Source organism: Actinomadura atramentaria DSM 43919 (assembly GCF_000381885.1).
Lineage (GTDB): Bacteria > Actinomycetota > Actinomycetes > Streptosporangiales > Streptosporangiaceae > Spirillospora > Spirillospora atramentaria.
Genome location: NZ_KB907221.1, coordinates 116,468 through 132,324, shown reverse-complemented (window position 1 = coordinate 132,324; position 15,857 = coordinate 116,468). Strand labels below are relative to the sequence as shown.

General features: G+C 75.1%; 14 protein-coding genes. 6 read left to right on the top strand and 8 right to left on the bottom strand.

Going from position 1 to position 15,857, the window contains the following annotated elements:
* Positions 1–9 precede the first annotated feature (9 nt).
* The 3 genes from G339_RS0127015 (at position 10) to G339_RS0127005 (ending at position 7,918) form a co-directional block, all read left to right on the top strand.
* Positions 10–1,425, top strand: coding sequence for an L-fucose/L-arabinose isomerase family protein (locus tag G339_RS0127015; RefSeq protein ID WP_019634191.1), 1,416 nt, complete (start codon positions 10–12; stop codon positions 1,423–1,425).
* A gap of 104 nt (positions 1,426–1,529) precedes the next feature.
* Entirely contained in the window at positions 1,530–4,730 is a 3,201-nt protein-coding gene (locus G339_RS35440; protein ID WP_019634190.1) for a family 78 glycoside hydrolase catalytic domain, read from the top strand.
* The gene (locus G339_RS0127005; protein ID WP_019634189.1) at positions 4,727–7,918 is read left to right on the top strand and encodes a family 78 glycoside hydrolase catalytic domain; all 3,192 of its coding nucleotides are present in this window, start codon (positions 4,727–4,729) and stop codon (positions 7,916–7,918) included. The genes G339_RS35440 and G339_RS0127005 overlap by 4 nt, the downstream gene beginning before the upstream one ends.
* Before the next feature lie 12 nt (positions 7,919–7,930).
* On the opposite strand, the gene G339_RS0127000 is transcribed toward G339_RS0127005, so the two are convergent.
* The 3 genes from G339_RS0127000 to G339_RS0126990 form a co-directional block, all read right to left on the bottom strand.
* Positions 7,931–8,530: a histidine phosphatase family protein gene (locus G339_RS0127000; protein WP_019634188.1), complete on the bottom strand. Its 600-nt coding sequence runs from the start codon at positions 8,528–8,530 to the stop codon at positions 7,931–7,933.
* Positions 8,531–8,673: 143 nt separating this feature from the next.
* Positions 8,674–9,090, bottom strand: coding sequence for a hypothetical protein (locus G339_RS35435; RefSeq protein WP_019634187.1), 417 nt, complete (start codon positions 9,088–9,090; stop codon positions 8,674–8,676).
* Positions 9,091–9,172: 82 nt separating this feature from the next.
* The gene (locus G339_RS0126990) at positions 9,173–10,021 is read right to left on the bottom strand and encodes an oxygenase MpaB family protein (protein WP_019634186.1); all 849 of its coding nucleotides are present in this window, start codon (positions 10,019–10,021) and stop codon (positions 9,173–9,175) included.
* A gap of 80 nt (positions 10,022–10,101) precedes the next feature.
* On the opposite strand from G339_RS0126990, the gene G339_RS0126985 reads away from it, so the two are divergent.
* Genes G339_RS0126985 through G339_RS0126975 form a run of 3 tightly spaced genes read left to right on the top strand, consistent with a single transcriptional unit; the run spans position 10,102 to position 11,967 of the window.
* Entirely contained in the window at positions 10,102–10,737 is a 636-nt protein-coding gene (locus G339_RS0126985; RefSeq protein ID WP_019634185.1) for a TetR/AcrR family transcriptional regulator, read from the top strand.
* Positions 10,738–10,784: 47 nt separating this feature from the next.
* Positions 10,785–11,015, top strand: coding sequence for a hypothetical protein (locus G339_RS0126980; protein ID WP_019634184.1), 231 nt, complete (start codon positions 10,785–10,787; stop codon positions 11,013–11,015).
* Positions 11,016–11,052: 37 nt separating this feature from the next.
* Positions 11,053–11,967, top strand: a complete 915-nt coding sequence (locus G339_RS0126975; protein ID WP_019634183.1) for a ribokinase — start codon at positions 11,053–11,055, stop codon at positions 11,965–11,967.
* Here the strand turns inward: G339_RS0126975 and G339_RS35430 are convergent.
* The 5 genes from G339_RS35430 to G339_RS0126950 are packed head-to-tail and all read right to left on the bottom strand — an operon-like array spanning position 11,934 to position 15,844.
* Positions 11,934–12,377 carry a PH domain-containing protein gene (locus G339_RS35430; RefSeq protein WP_033324437.1) on the bottom strand — a complete coding sequence of 148 codons (444 nt, stop codon included), beginning with the start codon at positions 12,375–12,377 and terminating at the stop codon, positions 11,934–11,936. The two genes, G339_RS0126975 and G339_RS35430, sit on opposite strands and share 34 nt — an antisense overlap.
* Before the next feature lie 18 nt (positions 12,378–12,395).
* Positions 12,396–13,202 carry an ABC transporter permease gene (locus G339_RS0126965; protein WP_169514788.1) on the bottom strand — a complete coding sequence of 269 codons (807 nt, stop codon included), beginning with the start codon at positions 13,200–13,202 and terminating at the stop codon, positions 12,396–12,398.
* Complete coding sequence (locus G339_RS0126960) at positions 13,199–13,987, bottom strand: ABC transporter permease (RefSeq protein ID WP_019634180.1); 789 nt, start codon at positions 13,985–13,987, stop codon at positions 13,199–13,201. The genes G339_RS0126965 and G339_RS0126960 overlap by 4 nt, the downstream gene beginning before the upstream one ends.
* On the bottom strand, positions 13,984–14,808 hold the full coding sequence (locus G339_RS0126955; protein WP_019634179.1) for an ABC transporter ATP-binding protein: 825 nt from the start codon (positions 14,806–14,808) through the stop codon (positions 13,984–13,986). The genes G339_RS0126960 and G339_RS0126955 overlap by 4 nt, the downstream gene beginning before the upstream one ends.
* Entirely contained in the window at positions 14,801–15,844 is a 1,044-nt protein-coding gene (locus G339_RS0126950; protein WP_019634178.1) for an ABC transporter substrate-binding protein, read from the bottom strand. Before G339_RS0126950 ends, G339_RS0126955 begins: the two co-directional genes overlap by 8 nt.
* Positions 15,845–15,857 lie beyond the last annotated feature (13 nt).

Here is a 15,857-nt window from a genome sequence, read left to right as displayed (position 1 = left end):
GAGGCGACCATGACCAGCACCGCCGCGTCCCCGGTGCGCGTCGGCCTCGTGGCCGGCGGGCTCGGCACGTACTGGCCGCAGTTCCCCGGGCTGCTGCCGCAGCTCCAGCGCTCCGCCGAACGCGTGGCGGAGCGGATGCGGGGGCTCGGCGCGGAGGTGGTCGACGCCGGGTTCGTCTCCGACGCCGAGGAGGGGGCCGTCGCCGCCGAGAAGCTGCGCGCGGCGGGCTGCGACATCATCGTCGGGTTCCTCACGACGTACATGACCGCGACGATGCTGGTCCCGATCGCGCAGCGGGCCGACGCGCCCGTCCTGCTGATCAACCTCCAGCCGACCGAGTCGATGGACCACGAGACCTTCGACACCGGTCAGTGGCTCGCCTACTGCGGCGCGTGCCCGCTGCCCGAGATGGCCAACGCGTTCGCGCGCTGCGGCATCCCGTTCCGTTCGGTGTCGGGGTACTTGGAGGACGAGCGGGCCTGGGCGAAGATCGGCCGCTGGGTGCGCGCGGCGGGCGTCCGCCGCGCGCTCCGGCACGGCCGCCACGGCCTGATGGGCCACCTCTACCCGGGGATGCTCGACGTCTCCACCGACCTCACGCTGGTCTCCGCGAACTTCGGCGGCCACGTCGAGGTGCTGGAGTTCGACGACCTGCGCGTCCGCGTCGAGCAGGTCACCGACGCCGAGGCCGCCGCCGTGGAGGAGGCGGCCCGCGACACCTTCGAGCTGGACGGCTCCGTGCAGGCCGACGACCTGCGCTGGGCCGCCCGGGTCGCGGCGGGCCTCGACCGGCTCGCCGCCGACTTCTCCCTCGACAGCCTCGCCTACTACCACCGCGGGCTCGACGGGGAGGTCCACGAGCGGCTGGGCGCCGGGATGATCCTCGGCGCCTCGCTGCTCACCGCGCGCGGGATTCCGGCGGCGGGCGAGTACGAGCTGCGCACGTCGCTGGCGATGCTCGTCGCCGACCGGCTCGGCGCGGGCGGCTCGTTCACCGAGCTGCAGGCGCTGGACTTCCGGCGCGGCCACGTCGAGATGGGCCACGACGGGCCCGCGCACCTGGCGATCAGCGCCCGCCGCCCGCTGCTGCGCGGCCTCGGCGTCTACCACGGCAAGCGCGGGCACGGCGTGTCCGTCGAGTTCGACGTCCGGCACGGCCCCGTCACCGCGTTCGGGATCATCCAGCGCCGCGACGGCCGGTTCGCGTTCGTCGCCGCCGAGGGCGAGACCGTGGACGGGCCGCTGCTGAAGATCGGCAACACCACGTCCCGCGTCGACTTCGGCTGCGACCCCGGCGAGTGGGTCGACGCGTGGAGCGCCACCGGCATCTCCCACCACTGGGCGCTCGCCACCGGCCACCTGACCGCCGATCTGCGCGCGGTCGCCGAACTCCTGGAGATCGAACTGGTCGAAGTGCGGCCGTGACCGTCCCGGGCCGCGTGGAAAACCGTGCGGCCCGGGACGAAGCAGCCTCATCCGGACGACGCCACCCCACCCCCCACCCACTGGCGCACGTCGAGAGGACGTCCATGTCCATCCTCCCCCCGACCCCCCGAAACCTCTCCCGGCGCGGCTTCGTCCAGGCGGGCGGCCTCGCCGCCGCGGCGGTGACCGCGGGCGGCGCGTTCACCGCCCCGGCCGCCGCCTCGCCGACCGCGCCGCTCCGCCCGACCGGCCTGGAGACCGCGCACCTGCCGTCCCCGCTCGGCATCGACGCCGCGACGCCCACGCTGAGCTGGCGCTACGCCGCCGGGCCGCGCGGCGCGACGCAGACCGCCTACCAGATCCGCGTCGCGACCGCCGCGAACCGCCTGTCCCGCCCCGACCTGTGGGACTCCGGCAAGGTCGCGGGCGACGCCGTCGCCGTCGCCTACGCGGGCCGCGCCCTGCGCTCCCGCGAGCGCGCGGCGTGGCAGGTCCGCGTCTGGGACGGCCGGGGCCGCGCCTCCGCGTGGAGCGCTCCAGCGTCCTTCGAGACCGGCCTGCTCGCCGCCGCCGACTGGACGGCGCACTGGATCGGGAACCGCGCGTGGTCCGACCCGGTGCCCGCGCCCGTCACCGTGGAGTTCGCGCCGCGCACCGCCCGCTACGTCCGGCTGGACGTCACCCGCCTCGGCCTGCCGATCAAGGAGGGCTGGCCGTACCTCGTCTCGCGCCTCCAGCTCGCGGAGGTCGAGGTCCGCGACGGCGCGTCCGGGACGAACGCCGCCCTGCGCGCGGCCGTGACGGCGTCGGAGAGCTACACCGTCGCGGGCCAGTGGGAGCCGAAGGCCGTGACGGACGGCTCCCTCACCAGCGACGCGGCGCCGTTCGGCTACACCAGCATGGAGCGGCGGAACCAGGATCTGGACGCTCCGATCCGGCTCCGGATCGACCTCGGCGAGGAGCGCCGGTTCGACCGCGTCCTGCTGTACCCGCGCACCGACGCGATGACCGCCGACGGGCGGACGCCGAACTTCCCGGAGGACTTCACCGTCCGGACGTCCTCGGACGGCACGGACTTCGACACCGCTGCGACCGTCGAGGGCCAGCAGCCGCCCCCGCCGCTGCACGCCCAGCCCGAGGCGCTGCCGGTGTTCGAGAAGGAGTTCGCGGTCGGCAAGCGGGTGCGGTCCGCGCGGCTGTACGCGACGGCGCTCGGCGTCCTGGACCTCGCGCTCAACGGGCGCCCCGTCACCGACGCCGTCCTGGAACCGCCCTACAGCAACTTCAAGAAGCGGATCGTCTACTCGACGTACGACGTCACCGGCCTGCTCCGGCGCGGCGCGAACACGCTGCGCGCCGAGGTCGGCAACGGGATGGCGAACGTCCCGTCCACCCCGGGCCGCTACCAGAAGCTCACCCGCTCGGACGGCCGGCCCGCGTTCCTCGGCCAGCTCGAGATCACCTACACGGACGGGTCGCGCGCGGTCGTCGCGACCGACGAGTCCTGGCGGACCGCGCTCGGCGCGACGACGTTCTCCAGTTGGTACGGCGGCGAGGACCACGACGCGCGCCGCGCCCCGGCGGACTGGGCGCCCGCCGTCCGCCGCGACCCGCCCACCGCCGCGCTGACCGCCCGCATGGCCCCGCCGATCCGCCCCGTCGACACGCTGCGCGCCGTGAAGATCAGCGAGCCGCGGAAGGGCGTGTACGTCGTCGACCTCGGCGTGAACTTCGCGGGCTGGGCGCGGCTGCGCGTGCGCGGCGAGGCGGGGACGACCGTCACGCTGCGGCCCGGCGAACTCCTCAACGCGGACGGCACCGTCAGCCAGGGCACCACCGGCTCCCCGATCTGGGACTCCTACACCCTCGCGGGCCGGGGCACCGAGACCTGGCACCCCCGGTTCTGCTACCACGGCTTCCGCTACGTGCAGGTCGAGGGCCTGCCCGCCGCGCCCGGCCGCGACACCGTCACCGGGATCGTGCTGCGCGCCGACAACGCCGAGGCGGGCTCGTTCACCAACTCCAACAAACTGCTCAACGACATCCACCGGATCATCGACCGGGCCGTGCAAAGCAACATGTACTCGGTCCTCACCGACTGCCCGCACCGCGAGAAGCTGGGCTGGCTGGAGCAGGCGAACCTGGTGTTCCCGGCCGTCGCCCGCAACTACGACGTCACCGCGTACTACGGCGAGATCGTCCGCGACATCGCCGAGGCGCAGCTCGACAACGGGCTCGTCCCCGACATCGCGCCGGAGTTCACCGTGTTCTCCGGCGGGTTCCGCGACGACCCCAACTGGGGGAACGTCATCGTGTTCGCGCCCTGGCAGATGTACCGCGCGTACGGCGACACCGCCACGCTGCGCACGTACTACCCGAACATGGTCCGCTACGTGGACTACCTGTCCGGGAAGGCGGACGGGCACCTGCTCGACTACGGCCTCGGGGACTGGATCACCTTCGACGACAGCACGCCGAAGGGCGTCACCGCGACGTTCGGCTACCACCGCGCCGTCACCGCCCTCGCCTCGATCGCGAAGGTGCTCGGCAAGGACGGCGACGCGGCGACCTACGCCGCGCTCGCCGAGGACATCGGCGACGCGTTCAACGCGAAGTACGCCACGGGCGACACCTACGGTTCGGGCAGCCAGGCGTGCGACGTCCTCGCCCTGGACATGGGGATCGTCCCGGAGGGCAAGCGCGACGCGGTCCTCGCGCACCTCGTCGGGAGCATCGCCGCGAAGGGCTACCACCTGACGGTCGGGGAGATCGCGCTGCCGTCGGTGTTCCGCGTCCTGTCGGCGGCGGGCCGGGACGACGTCATCCACGCCGTCGCCACGCAGACCGGCAACCCCAGCTACGGCTACCAGGTCGAGCACGGCGCGACGTCGCTCACCGAGAACTGGGACGGCCCGACCTCCGGCAACTCCCAGAACCACTTCATGCTCGGCGCGATCGACGAGTGGTTCCACGCGGGCCTCGCCGGACTCGGGCAGACCGACGACTCGATCGGCTACCGGACGCTGCTCGTCCGCCCTGCCGTCGTCGGGGACGTCACCGGTGCGAGCGCCGACTACGCCACGCCGCGAGGCCGCGCCGCCGTCTCCTGGCGGCGCGACCGCGAACGGCTGCGGGTGGCGGTGACGGTGCCGCCCACCGCGACGGCGCGCGTGGAGGTGCCGCTGCTCGGCGGCCGCGCGCGCCCGGCCGCGCCCCGCGACGCCCGCTGGCTGGGCGTCGCGGACGGGCGCGGCGTGTTCGAGATCGGCTCCGGCGACTGGACGTTCGAGGCGGTGACGGGATGACCCGGCAGGACGGTGACCTGAGCAGGCGGCGGTTCCTCGGCGCGTCGGCCGCCGGGGCGGCGGGCGCGGTGGTCCTCGGCTCGGCCGTGCCCGCTTCGGCTTCGCCGGGAGCGTCCGGCGCGCCGTCCGGGCTGCTGACCTCGCTGCTGCCGGACGGCCTCGGCGTCGCGGCGAAGCCCCGGCTGAGCTGGCAGGTCGCGGACCTCGGCCCCGGCACACGGCAGACGCACCACCGGGTGCAGGTCGCGACGACGCCGCGGCGGCTGGCGCGCGGCCCGCGCGTGTGGGACAGCGGGCGCACCGCGTCCGCAGCGTCCACGGCCGTGCCGTACGGCGGGCCGCCGCTCGCGCCCGGCACCGCGTACTGGTGGCGCGTCCAGACGTTCGACGGCCGCCGCGCGTCCCGCTGGTCCGAGCCCGCGCTGGTCGCGACGGGCGTGGGGGAGTGGACGGCGGACCCGGTGTGGGCCCCGGCCGCGGCGGCCCCCGGCGACGGCGTCCTGACCGTCCGCGTGCAGATCACGGCGGTCGCGGCGAGCCTGTGGTTCCGCGCCGCCTCGACCGGCGACAACTACCTGTGGCAGCTCCGCGCGGGCTCGCCGGGCGTGCTGAAGAAGCACGTCGGGGCGGGCGGCTCCTACCGGGTGCTGGAGGAGAAGCGGCTCGCCGCGCCGATCGAGACGGGCCGCTGGTACGAGGTCGCGGTCGAGATGAAGGGCTCGACGTTCACGACGTCCATCGACGGCGAGGTCGTGGACGCCACCGAGGACGGCACGTACCGCACCGGCACCGTCGGGATGCGCAACGGCTCCACCGAGGCCAACGTGTGGGACAGCGTGCGGTTCGTCGCGGCGGACGGCGCGGCCGTGGTCGCGGAGGACTTCACCGACGGCCGGGGCACGTTCTCGGCCGGGACCGTCTCCGGCGGGACGCTGACGCTCGCCAAGGGCCAGTCCACGCTGTCGTCGGCGGGCGCGGCCGACGACGACTGGGCGCTGCTGCGCACCGAGTTCACGCCCGCCCGCAAGCCGATCGCCGCCGCGGTCCTGCACGTCGCGGCGCAGTCCCCGGCCCCGACCCGGCAGTACCCGGCGAAGATCTGGGTGAACGGCGAGGTCGCCGGGTTCGCGTCGATGCGGCACGGCTCGGGCGCGCCGCGCTACCACTCGTTCGACGTCACGGCGCTGCTGCGGCCGGGCCGCCGCAACGCGCTCGCCGCCCTCGCCTACACGACGCAGGACAAGCGGTTCGTCGCCCAGCTCGTCGTCACCCACACGGACGGCACGACCGGCGTGTTCGGCAGCGGCGCGGACTGGAGGGCGCGCCGCCAGGCGGGGCTCCTGCCGAGCGCGGGGACGATCGGGTCCTCCTTCTACGTCGGGCCGCGCGAGTTCTGGGACCTGCGGCACGAGCCCGCCGGATGGACCGATCCGGGGTTCGACGACTCCGGTTGGGAGCGCGCGGCCGTCCGCCCCGCGCTCACCGGGCTGGAACCGGCGCTGGTCGAACCGGTCGGCCTGTACGACGTCCGGCCCGCGTCCGTCCGCAGGACCGCGCCCGGCGTGTGGATCGTCGACCTCGGCCGCGAGATCGCGGGCGGCCTGCGGCTGACGCTCACCGGCCGCGCCGGGCAGACGGTCGGCGTCCGGCTCGGCGAGGAGCTGAACCCGGACGGCACCGTCCGGTACGCGCTGCGCGCGGGCGTCACCTACGACGAGACCTGGACGCTGCGCGACGGCCGCCAGACCGTCGAGCACTGGGGCTACCGCGGGTTCCGCTACGCGCAGCTCACCTGCGACGACTCGCTCGACCTGCGCCGCGCCGCCACCGGCCGCGCGTGGCGCGCGGCCTGGCGCGACTCCGACGCGTCGTTCTCGTCCTCCAGCCGCGACCTCGACCGCGTCTACGAGCTGAGCCGCTACTCGATCGAGGCGACGCGCGGCGACCTCTACATCGACACCCCGACGCGCGAGCGCGGGCCGTACGAGGGCGACGCGCTCGTCAACCAGGCGTCGGAGTACGCGGTGCAGCGGTCGTACGCGCTGGCCCGCGCGTCCGGCGCCTACCTGACGCGCAACCACACCTGGCCGACCGAGTACCGGCTGATGAACGTCATGTCGGCGTGGCGGGACTACCTGCACACCGGCGACCCGGACCGGCTCGCCGCCGACTACGACCTGCTCGCGGGCAAGCACCTGACGCGCTACCTCGGCGACGACGGGCTCGTCCACAAGAAGCCCGGCTCGTCCAGCCAGGACCTCGGGGACCTCGTGGACTGGCCCGCGTCCAACCGCGACGGCTACGTGTTCACCGAGGTCAACACGGTCGTGAACGCCTGCCAGTACGCCGCGTTCGCCGCGATGGCCGACATCGCGACCGCCCTCGGCCGCACCGACGACGCCCGGACGTGGCGGACCCGCGCCGACACCCTCGCCGCCGCGATGCGCGCCACGCTGCTCGACGCGGCGGCGGGCCGGTTCGCGGACGGCGCGGGCACCGACCACGCCGCGCAGCACGCCACCGCGTACCCGGTCGCGCTCGGCGTCGCCGGGCCGGGCACGGTCCCGGACGCGGTCGTCGCCGCGCTCGGCCGGACCCTCGCCGCGGGCGGCATGCGGGTCAGCGTCTACGCCGCGCAGTTCCTGCTCGACGCCCTGTTCGCGACGGGCCGCGCGGCCGACGCGATCGGCCTGATGACCGTGCGCGGCATGGCGTCGTGGCTGCACATGATGGACGACCTCGGCGCGACGATCGTCGCGGAGGCGTGGGACCCGTCCCTCAAGCCGAACATGACGTTCTCGCACGCGTGGGGCTCCGCGCCCGCCAACGTGATCGCGCGGCACGTCCTCGGCGTGCGGATCACCGAGCCGGGCGCGGCGGGGATCGAGGTCCGGCCGCGCCCCGGGGACCTCACGCGGGCGGCGGGCCGCGTCCCGACGATCCGGGGACCGGTGTCGGTCGCGCTGGAGCGCCGGAACCCGCGCGCGTACCGCCTCGACGTGGACGTGCCGCCCGGCGTGACCGCCCGCGTCGTCGTGGAGACCGGAACCGACGATCCGCGCGCCTACCGCGTCGCCGGACCCCACGCGAACGCGCGCCGCACCACCGGGAGCGACGTCACCGGCGGGCTGCTCACCATCGGCCCGGTCGGGTCGGACCGGACGACGGTGGTCCGCACGGGCCGCTGACTCAGGCGACGGTCAGGACGCCGGAACGTTGCAGGCCAGCAGCCCGGTGTCCTGGCCGTCGACGCGGATCTCGGTGAGCGCGCAGTTCTCCAGCTTCGGGAACACCGTGCGGTAGCGGGCTTCCGGGATGCCGAGCATGCGGCACAGCGCGAGCCGCAGCATCGTGCTGTGCGCGACGACCAGGACCCGGCCGCCGTCGTGCGCGGCGGCGGCGCGCCGCAGCGCGCGGGCCCCGCGCTCCGCGACGGCCAGCGGGTCCTCCGCGCCCTCGAACGCGCCCGCGACCGGGTCGGCGCGGAACGCGGCGACGGCGGCGGGCGGCAGCTCGGCGAGCGTCCGGCCCTCGGCGACGCCGAAGTCCATCTCCGCGAGGTCGGGGTCGGCCTCCGCCGGGTGCCCGGCGGCGCGCGCCGCGGGCTCGGCGGTGATCCGGGCGCGGCTCACCGGCGAGCAGACGACGGCGTCGAGCTTCGCCCCCGCCGCCCAGCCGCCGAGCCGCTCGGCCTGGTCGCGCCCGGCGGCGGTGAGCGCGACGTCGCTCACCCCGGCGTAGCGGTTCTCGGCGTGCCAGACGGTCTCGCCGTGCCGGACCAGGAAAAGGATCGTGCCCATGTGCTGCTCATCTCCCCGTTGCGCGCCGCCGGAGCGTTCCACGGCGGTCGCCGTCCCCCGGCACCGAGCATCCTTCCAGGGGACGGGCCGGTCCGGTCGCGCTTCGCGGAAGGCCGCGCCGTCGGTGTCGGCTCAGTCTCCGATCAGTCCAGCCGGAGCCGCGCCCGGTAGTCGCCGGGAGCGACGCCGCGCGTGGTTCTGCCCGGCGCGAGCGCGGTCAACCGCACCCGGTGCCCGCCGACCGCCGCCTCCGCAGGTCCGGCGGCGGTGTGCAGCTCGTGGTCGGTGGCGCGGTTCCCCTCCGCGCCGCGCAGGACGACCGTCGCGTCGCCCTGCCAGACGCACTGCACCTCGCGCGGGCAGCGGCTGTCGCCCGCGACGCGCACGAACGTCAGCGTGAGCGGCGCGCCCCGCACCCGGACGCTCTCGCCCGGCGCGAGCGTGAACTCCGTCCCCGCCCGGACGACGCCGTCGCCGCGCGCGGGCGTCGCCCCGCAGGCGGGCGCGAGGGCCGCGAGCGCGGCGAGCGCCCACGGGCGCGCCTTCCGCGTGATCGTCATGGTTCCACCCTAACCGGGACCACTACCCTCGGTCACCGGAACGTCACACCGGGCCGGAAGCCCCGTGAATCAGACGCGTGAATCAGACGATCGGGCGGCCACCGCGGATGCGCCGTCGCGCGTCCCACAGGTAGACGTTCCAGGGGAAGCAGCGCGCGGCGCGCGGCAGGGCGCGGTCGGCCAGGCCCGCGACGCGGGTGAACGCGTTGAAGCGCCGCTGGTCGCGGCGGGTCCAGGTGAGGCCGAGCTGCTCGCGGAACAGCGGCGGCAGGAACCCGGTCGTCACGAACCGGTGGAAGGGCGCGGCGGTGCGGCGGACCGGGCGCGGCAGCCCGCGCAGGTCGATGAGGTCGCGCAGGTAGCGGCGGGTGACGTCGTCCATCTCCGTCCGGCGGACCGCCGTCTCCCAGTACTCGGCGAACGCGGCGCGGTCGCGCGGCCACCGGTCCCGCGGCACCTGGAGCGTGGTGGCGAGCCGCGACGCGTGCGCGTAGACGGTGTCGAGGTAGGCGTCGTCGGGCCTGCCGTGCAGGACGGTCAGCACGTCCACGGTGCCCCGGTACAGGCACGCGGCGACCCAGAGCTGCAGGTCGCGGTCGAAGGCGTTGTACTTCACCGGGTCGCCGGGCGCGGAGTGGACGTGCCGGTGCGAGCGGTTGACCTCGGCGCGCATCGCCAGGCGCTCGTCCTCGGTGCCCCACCAGGCGACGGCGACGTAGCTCAGCGTCGTCCGCAGCCGTTTGACCGGATGCAGGTCGGCGCGCCCGCTCTCCACCTTGCTCTCCGCGACGCCGTGGCCGACGGGCAGCAGGGCGAGCTGCATGATCACGTTCGCCGTCGCGGCGTTCAGCGCGAACCAGCTCAGCGTGTCCGCCACGGCCCGCGGGGCGGGTCCGGCGGTCGCGGGCGGCGCGACCTCGCTCGTCGTCATGGGTGCCTCACTCCGGCCGATCTGCCAACGTCTGTTATCAGAATTAAAGGATCAGGAAACGCGTGTGTCAAGATGGGGTCATGGGCACCGCCTCGTCGCGCACGTACGCCGGACAGGACGCCGCCGCCCGCGCCGCCGACCGGCGCGCCCGCCTGGTGGCGGCCGGGCTCGACCTGCTCGGCACCGGCGGGCCGCAGGCGGCGTCCGTCCGCAAGGTCTGCGAGGCCGCCCGGCTCACGCCCCGGTACTTCTACGAGAGCTTCCCCGATCTCGACGCGCTCACCGTCGCGGTGTTCGACGCGGTCGTCGCCGAGCTGATCGAGCGCGGCCAGGCCGCCCTCGCCGCCGCGCCCGCCGACCCGCGCGGCCGCGTCCGCGCCGCCCTCGGCAGCGTCATCGACCTCGTCGGGGACGACCCGCGCAAGGGCCGCGTCGTGCTGACGGTCCCGCTCGCCAGCCCGGCGCTCTCCCGCCGCCGCCTCACCGCCGCGCGGCGCATCGCGGACCTGGTGGCGGACCGGTCCCGCGACGGCTTCGGCGCGGCCGTCACCGCCCGGCAGCGCGACCTGGTCGCCCGGTTCCTCGTCGGCGGCGTCGCCGAGACGATCTCCGCGTGGCTCCAGGACCCGGACTCGTCCTCCCGCGAACGGCTGCTGGACGACTGCACGGAACTGTTCCTCGCCGTGTCCGCCACGGCGCGCCGCCTCGCGCCCTGACGGCCCCGGACGGCGGCCGTCCCGTCACCGAGCGTAAGGTCGGAATCATGGACGCCGCGCGCTGGACCGGTCCCCGGGGCGTCGCCGTCGCCCAGGTCCGGCTGACGGGGGCGCACCGGGTGTGGGCGTCGTTCGCCGGAGTCCCGGCCGACGCCCGCGACGCGCTGCTGGCCACGGCGGGCGGCGCGCTGCTCGGCCGCGGCTACTACGCGTCGGCCGCCGACCTGTCCGCCGACCTGTCCGGCGTCGTCGACCTTTCGGAGCTGTCGCCCGGGTGAGACGATGCGCCCCGGAACCGGCCCAAGGGAGGCGCTTGTGACGGACGGTACGGGCGGGCACGACGTCGTGGTGGTCGGCTCCGCCAACGCCGACCTGGTGGTGCGGGTCGCCCGGCGGCCCGGCCCGGGGGAGACCGTGCTCGGCTCCGAGCTGGCCGCCCACCCCGGCGGCAAGGGCGCCAACCAGGCCGTCGCGGCGGCCCGGCTCGGCGGGCGCGTCGCGCTGCTCGGCCGGGTCGGCGACGACGGGCACGCGGCGCTGCTGCGCGACGCCCTCGCCGCCGCGGGCGTCGACGCCGCCGCGCTGCGGACCACGGCCGCGCCGACCGGCGTCGCGCTCATCACCGTCGCCCCGGACGGGGAGAACAGCATCGTCGTCGCGCCCGGCGCCAACGCCCTGCTCACCCCCGCAGACGTGGACCCCGCGCTGCTCGCCGCCGCGCGGGTCGTGTCGCTGCAGATGGAGATCCCGGTCGACGTCGTCCTGGCCGCCGCCCGCACCGCCGACGAGGGCGGGGCGCGGACCGTGCTGAACCTGTCGCCCGCCGCCGAGCCGCCCGCGCCGCTGCTCGGGCTGTGCGACGTGCTGGTCGTCAACGAGCACGAGGCGGCGTTCCTGCTGCCCGGCCGGTCCGCCGAGGCCGCCCGCGACCCGGCCGCGCTGCTCGCGCTCGGCCCGCGCGCCGCCGTCGTCACGCTCGGCGCGGACGGGGCGCTGGTCGCCGACGCCGCGACGGGCGGCGCGACCGCGCACGTGCCCGCGCCGCACGTCCCCGCCGTCGACACCACGGGCGCGGGCGACGCGTTCACCGGCGCGCTGTGCCTGCGGCTGGCGCGCGGCGACACGGTCGCGGACGCCGCCCGGTACGCGGTGCGGGTCGGCGCGGCGGCGGTGCGGACGCGCGGCGCGCAGCCGTCCTACCCGGCGGCGTCCGACGAGCTGCCGGTCTGAGCCCGCCACCGGCGCGTCAGCGCGTCGGCGGCGGTCGCGACGTCCGAGCCGAGGTCGAACGCGCTCAGCAGGTGCAGGTCGTCGTCGGCGCGGATCTCCAGCAGGCGGCTGCGGACGAGCCCGCGCCGCCGCTCGTCCACGCGGATCTCCTCGATCTCGCCCCACGCCAGCCGCCGTCGCCCGGCCAGGCCCGCGACGACCGTCACGCCGCCGTCGTCGGCGGCGAGCCGCACCGGGACCAGCACGTCCCGCAGCGCGATCCCCGCGACCGCCGCCGCCGCGACGCCCGCCAGCAGCACGCCCGCCGCGTCGCGGGCGAACGCGGCGACGACGACCAGCACGAGCGCCCCCGCCGCCTTCCCCGCGACGTGCGCACGCGGCACCCGCCAACTCTCGACCCCCTCGACCACCCGACCACGGTAGCCGGGTCAGTGGTCGCGGGGGGCGTAGCGGGCCAGGACGACCGCTTCCAGTACGCCGATCAGCGCGTAGACCGCGAGTGAGGCCAGTGTCACCGCGACGACGCTCGCCCACAGTTCGTCGTACTTGAAGGTGCTGCCGGAGGTGAGCATCGCGTAGCCGAGGCCCTTGCCGGTGGCGAGCCATTCGGCGAGCAGCGCCCCGATCAGCGAGCCGGGCGCGGCGATCCGCGCGGACGCGAAGAACGCGGGCAGCGCGCTCGGGACCATGACCTTGCGCATCGTCGTCCACGGCCCGCCGCCGTAGGCGCGGACCAGGTCGGCGGCCTGCGCGGACGACGACCGCAGCCCGAACACCAGGTTCACCAGCGCCGGGAAGAAAACGACGATCCCGCTGATGACGGTCGTGGCGAGCAGGTCCCGGCCGAAGATGAGCGTGATGACGGGCGTCATCGCGACCAGCGGCACCGACCGGACGACCATCGCGATCGGCATGAACGACCGCTCGGCCGTCCGCCACAGCACGAACGCGACCGCGACGACGGCCGCGGCGGCGAGCCCGGCGACCAGGCCCGCGCCCGCGTCGCGCAGCGTGACGCGCAGGCCGTCCCCGACCAGGTCGCGGTGCGCGCCCGCCTCGGGGCCCGACATCAGGTAGCGCCACACGTCCGCCGGGCTCTTGGCGACGAGCGGGTTGACGTCCAGCGCCTTGAGGAACGCCGTCCACCCGATCGCGATCAGCGCGAGGGACAGCGCCAGCGACAGCAGCGTCGCGCCGAGCCGCCGCGCGGCCGGGCCGAGCGCGGCGGCGGTCATCGGCCCGCCTCCCCGCGCGGCGCCCACGGCGCGACGAGCCGCCCGACGAGCGCGATGGCCGCGTACGACAGGCCGGCGAGCGCGCCCGCGACGAGCGCGACGCCCCACGTCCGCTCCACGTTGAGCTGCTGCTGCGCGACGATCATCGCCAGCCCGAGCCCCGCCGGGACGCGGCCCATGAACTCGCCGATGATCGCGCCGAGCACCGCCGCCGGGGCGGCGATCTTCAGCGCGGTGAACGCGGCGGGCAGCGCCGCCGCCAGCCGCACCCGGCGCAGCACCGCCCAGCGCCCGCCGCCGTACGCGCGGACGAGGTCCACGCTGGCCCGGTCGGCGGCGCGCAGCCCCGCGAGCACCCCGATCAGCGTCGTGAACACCACCGACAGCGCCGACAGCGCGACCATCGGGGTGTCGCCGTCGAACACCACCGTCAGGATCGGCCCGACCGCGATGATCGGCAGGCAGTAGCTCGCGACGGCGAGCTGCGTGACGACCCGCTCCAGCGGCGGGACGAGCACGACCAGCAGCGCCATCCCGATCGCCAGCGCGTTGCCCCACAGGAACCCGCGCAGCGCCTCGCTCCCCGTCCCGCGCAGGTGCGGCCCGTAGAACGACCAGCCGTCGGCGGCGAGCGTCCGCACCACCCCCTGCGGTGTCGGGACGGCGTGCCCGCCGGAGAACACGGTGACGGCCAGCAGCTCCCAGACCGCGAGGACGGCGACGATCCCGGCCGCGGGTCCGGCCCAGCCGGGCACGGTGGCGCGCCGGGCGGCGACGGCGGTCACGACCGGTCCCCGCCGTCGCCGAACAGCATCTCCGAGAGCCGGTCCTGCAGCGCGTGGAACTCGGGCGTGCGCATCATCTCCGGCGTCCGGGGGCGCGGCAGGTCGATCTCGACCATCGCCAGGACGCGCCCGGGCCGCGCGCTCATCACCGCGACGACGTCCGACAGGAACACCGCCTCGGCGATCCCGTGCGTGACCATCAGCGTCGTCGTGGCGCGCTCGGTCCAGACGCGCTGGAGTTCGAGGTTGAGGCGCTGGCGGGTGAGGTCGTCCAGCGCGCCGAACGGCTCGTCCAGCAGCAGTACGCGCGGCTCCACGACCAGGGAGCGGGCGATGGCGACGCGCTGCCGCATGCCGCCGGAGAGCTGCGCGGGCCGCGCCTTCTCGAACCCCTCCAGCCCGACCAGCTTGATCAGGTCCTGGATCTGCCCTTCGGACGGCCTGATCCCGGCGACCTCCAGCGGCAGCCGCACGTTCGCGGTCACCGACCGCCACGGCAGCAGCGCCGAGTCCTGGAACGCGATGCCGATGTGGTGGCCGCGCCGCGCGACCTCGGGCGACTCGCCGTGCAGCAGCGCCTCGCCGCCGGTCGGGGACTCCAGCCCGGCCAGGACGCGCAGCACCGTCGACTTGCCGCAGCCGGACGGTCCGAGCACCGACAGGAACGAGCCGCGCGGCGTGCGCAGGTCCACGCCGTCCACGGCGGTGACGGTGCGGCGGCCGAGCCGGAACTCCTTGCGCAGTCCGGAGAGGCGGATGCCGTCGCCGGGCTCGGCCGTCCCGGTTTCGGCGGGGGCGGGAACGGAGGTGACGTCAGACAAGGGACGGGTCCTCCTTGTAGATCTCGTCGATGATCGACAGGTCGAAGAGCTGGTCGGCCGTGACGTTGACCCCGGCGTACTTGAGCGTCGCGATGTTCGCGTCCACGAGCTGCCGCGACATCGTGAAGATGCCGTTCTTCTTGGTCTCGTCGGTGAGGATGAGCCCGTTCTGGGTCTGGGATTCGAGCGTCTGCTCCTTGATCTCCAGCCCGAGCCCCTTGCCATAGGTTTCGACGGCGAGTTTCGCGCCCGCCGCCGGGTCCTTGATGCTGTCCTTCCAGCCCTTGATCTCGGCGCGCAGCATCGCCTTGATCTTGGCCCGTTCCTTCTTGATCGACTCGGTCGTGACCAGGTAGGACTCGCCGACGAGCGGGTAGTCGTGGTCGGCCAGCATCATCACGTGCGTCTTGAAGCCCTTGAGCTTGAGAACGTTCGGCTCGTTGGTCACGTAGCTCATCCAGCCGTCCACGGTGCCGGTCGTCAGCGGCAGCGGGTCGAACTGGACGGGGACCTTCGTGACCTGCTTCGGGTCGATCTTGACGGCCTTGAGGAACGCCTCCCAGACCGCCTCGTTGGTGGCTTGGACGCCGATCTTCTTGCCGACGAGGTCCTGCGGCGTCCTGATGGGCTTGGCGGCCATCGACGTGATCGCGAACGGGTTCTTCTGGTACTGCGTCGCGACGATCTTGAGGGGCGCGCCCTGCATGATCGCCGCGCCGACGCGGTCGGGGGAGCTGAGCCCCGCGAACGCCTTGCCCGTCACCACGTCGGTCTCCGCCGGGGTCGCGTTCGGACCGCCGGTGATCAGGTCCACCTTGCCGAATCCCTCGGCCTTGAAGTAGCCGCGGCTGTCGGCCAGGTACTCCCCGGCGAACTCGACGTTCCTGATCCAGGCCAGCCGGAGGCCGAGCGAGCCGTGGCCCGACCCGCCCGCCGGGTCGTCGTCGCCGCAGGCCGCCAGCAGCGGCCCGGCCAGCATCAGCCCGCCGGCCTGCAGGCCGCGGACGAGGAGCGTGCGGCGGTCGAGGTGGCTCATGGGTCTCCGATCT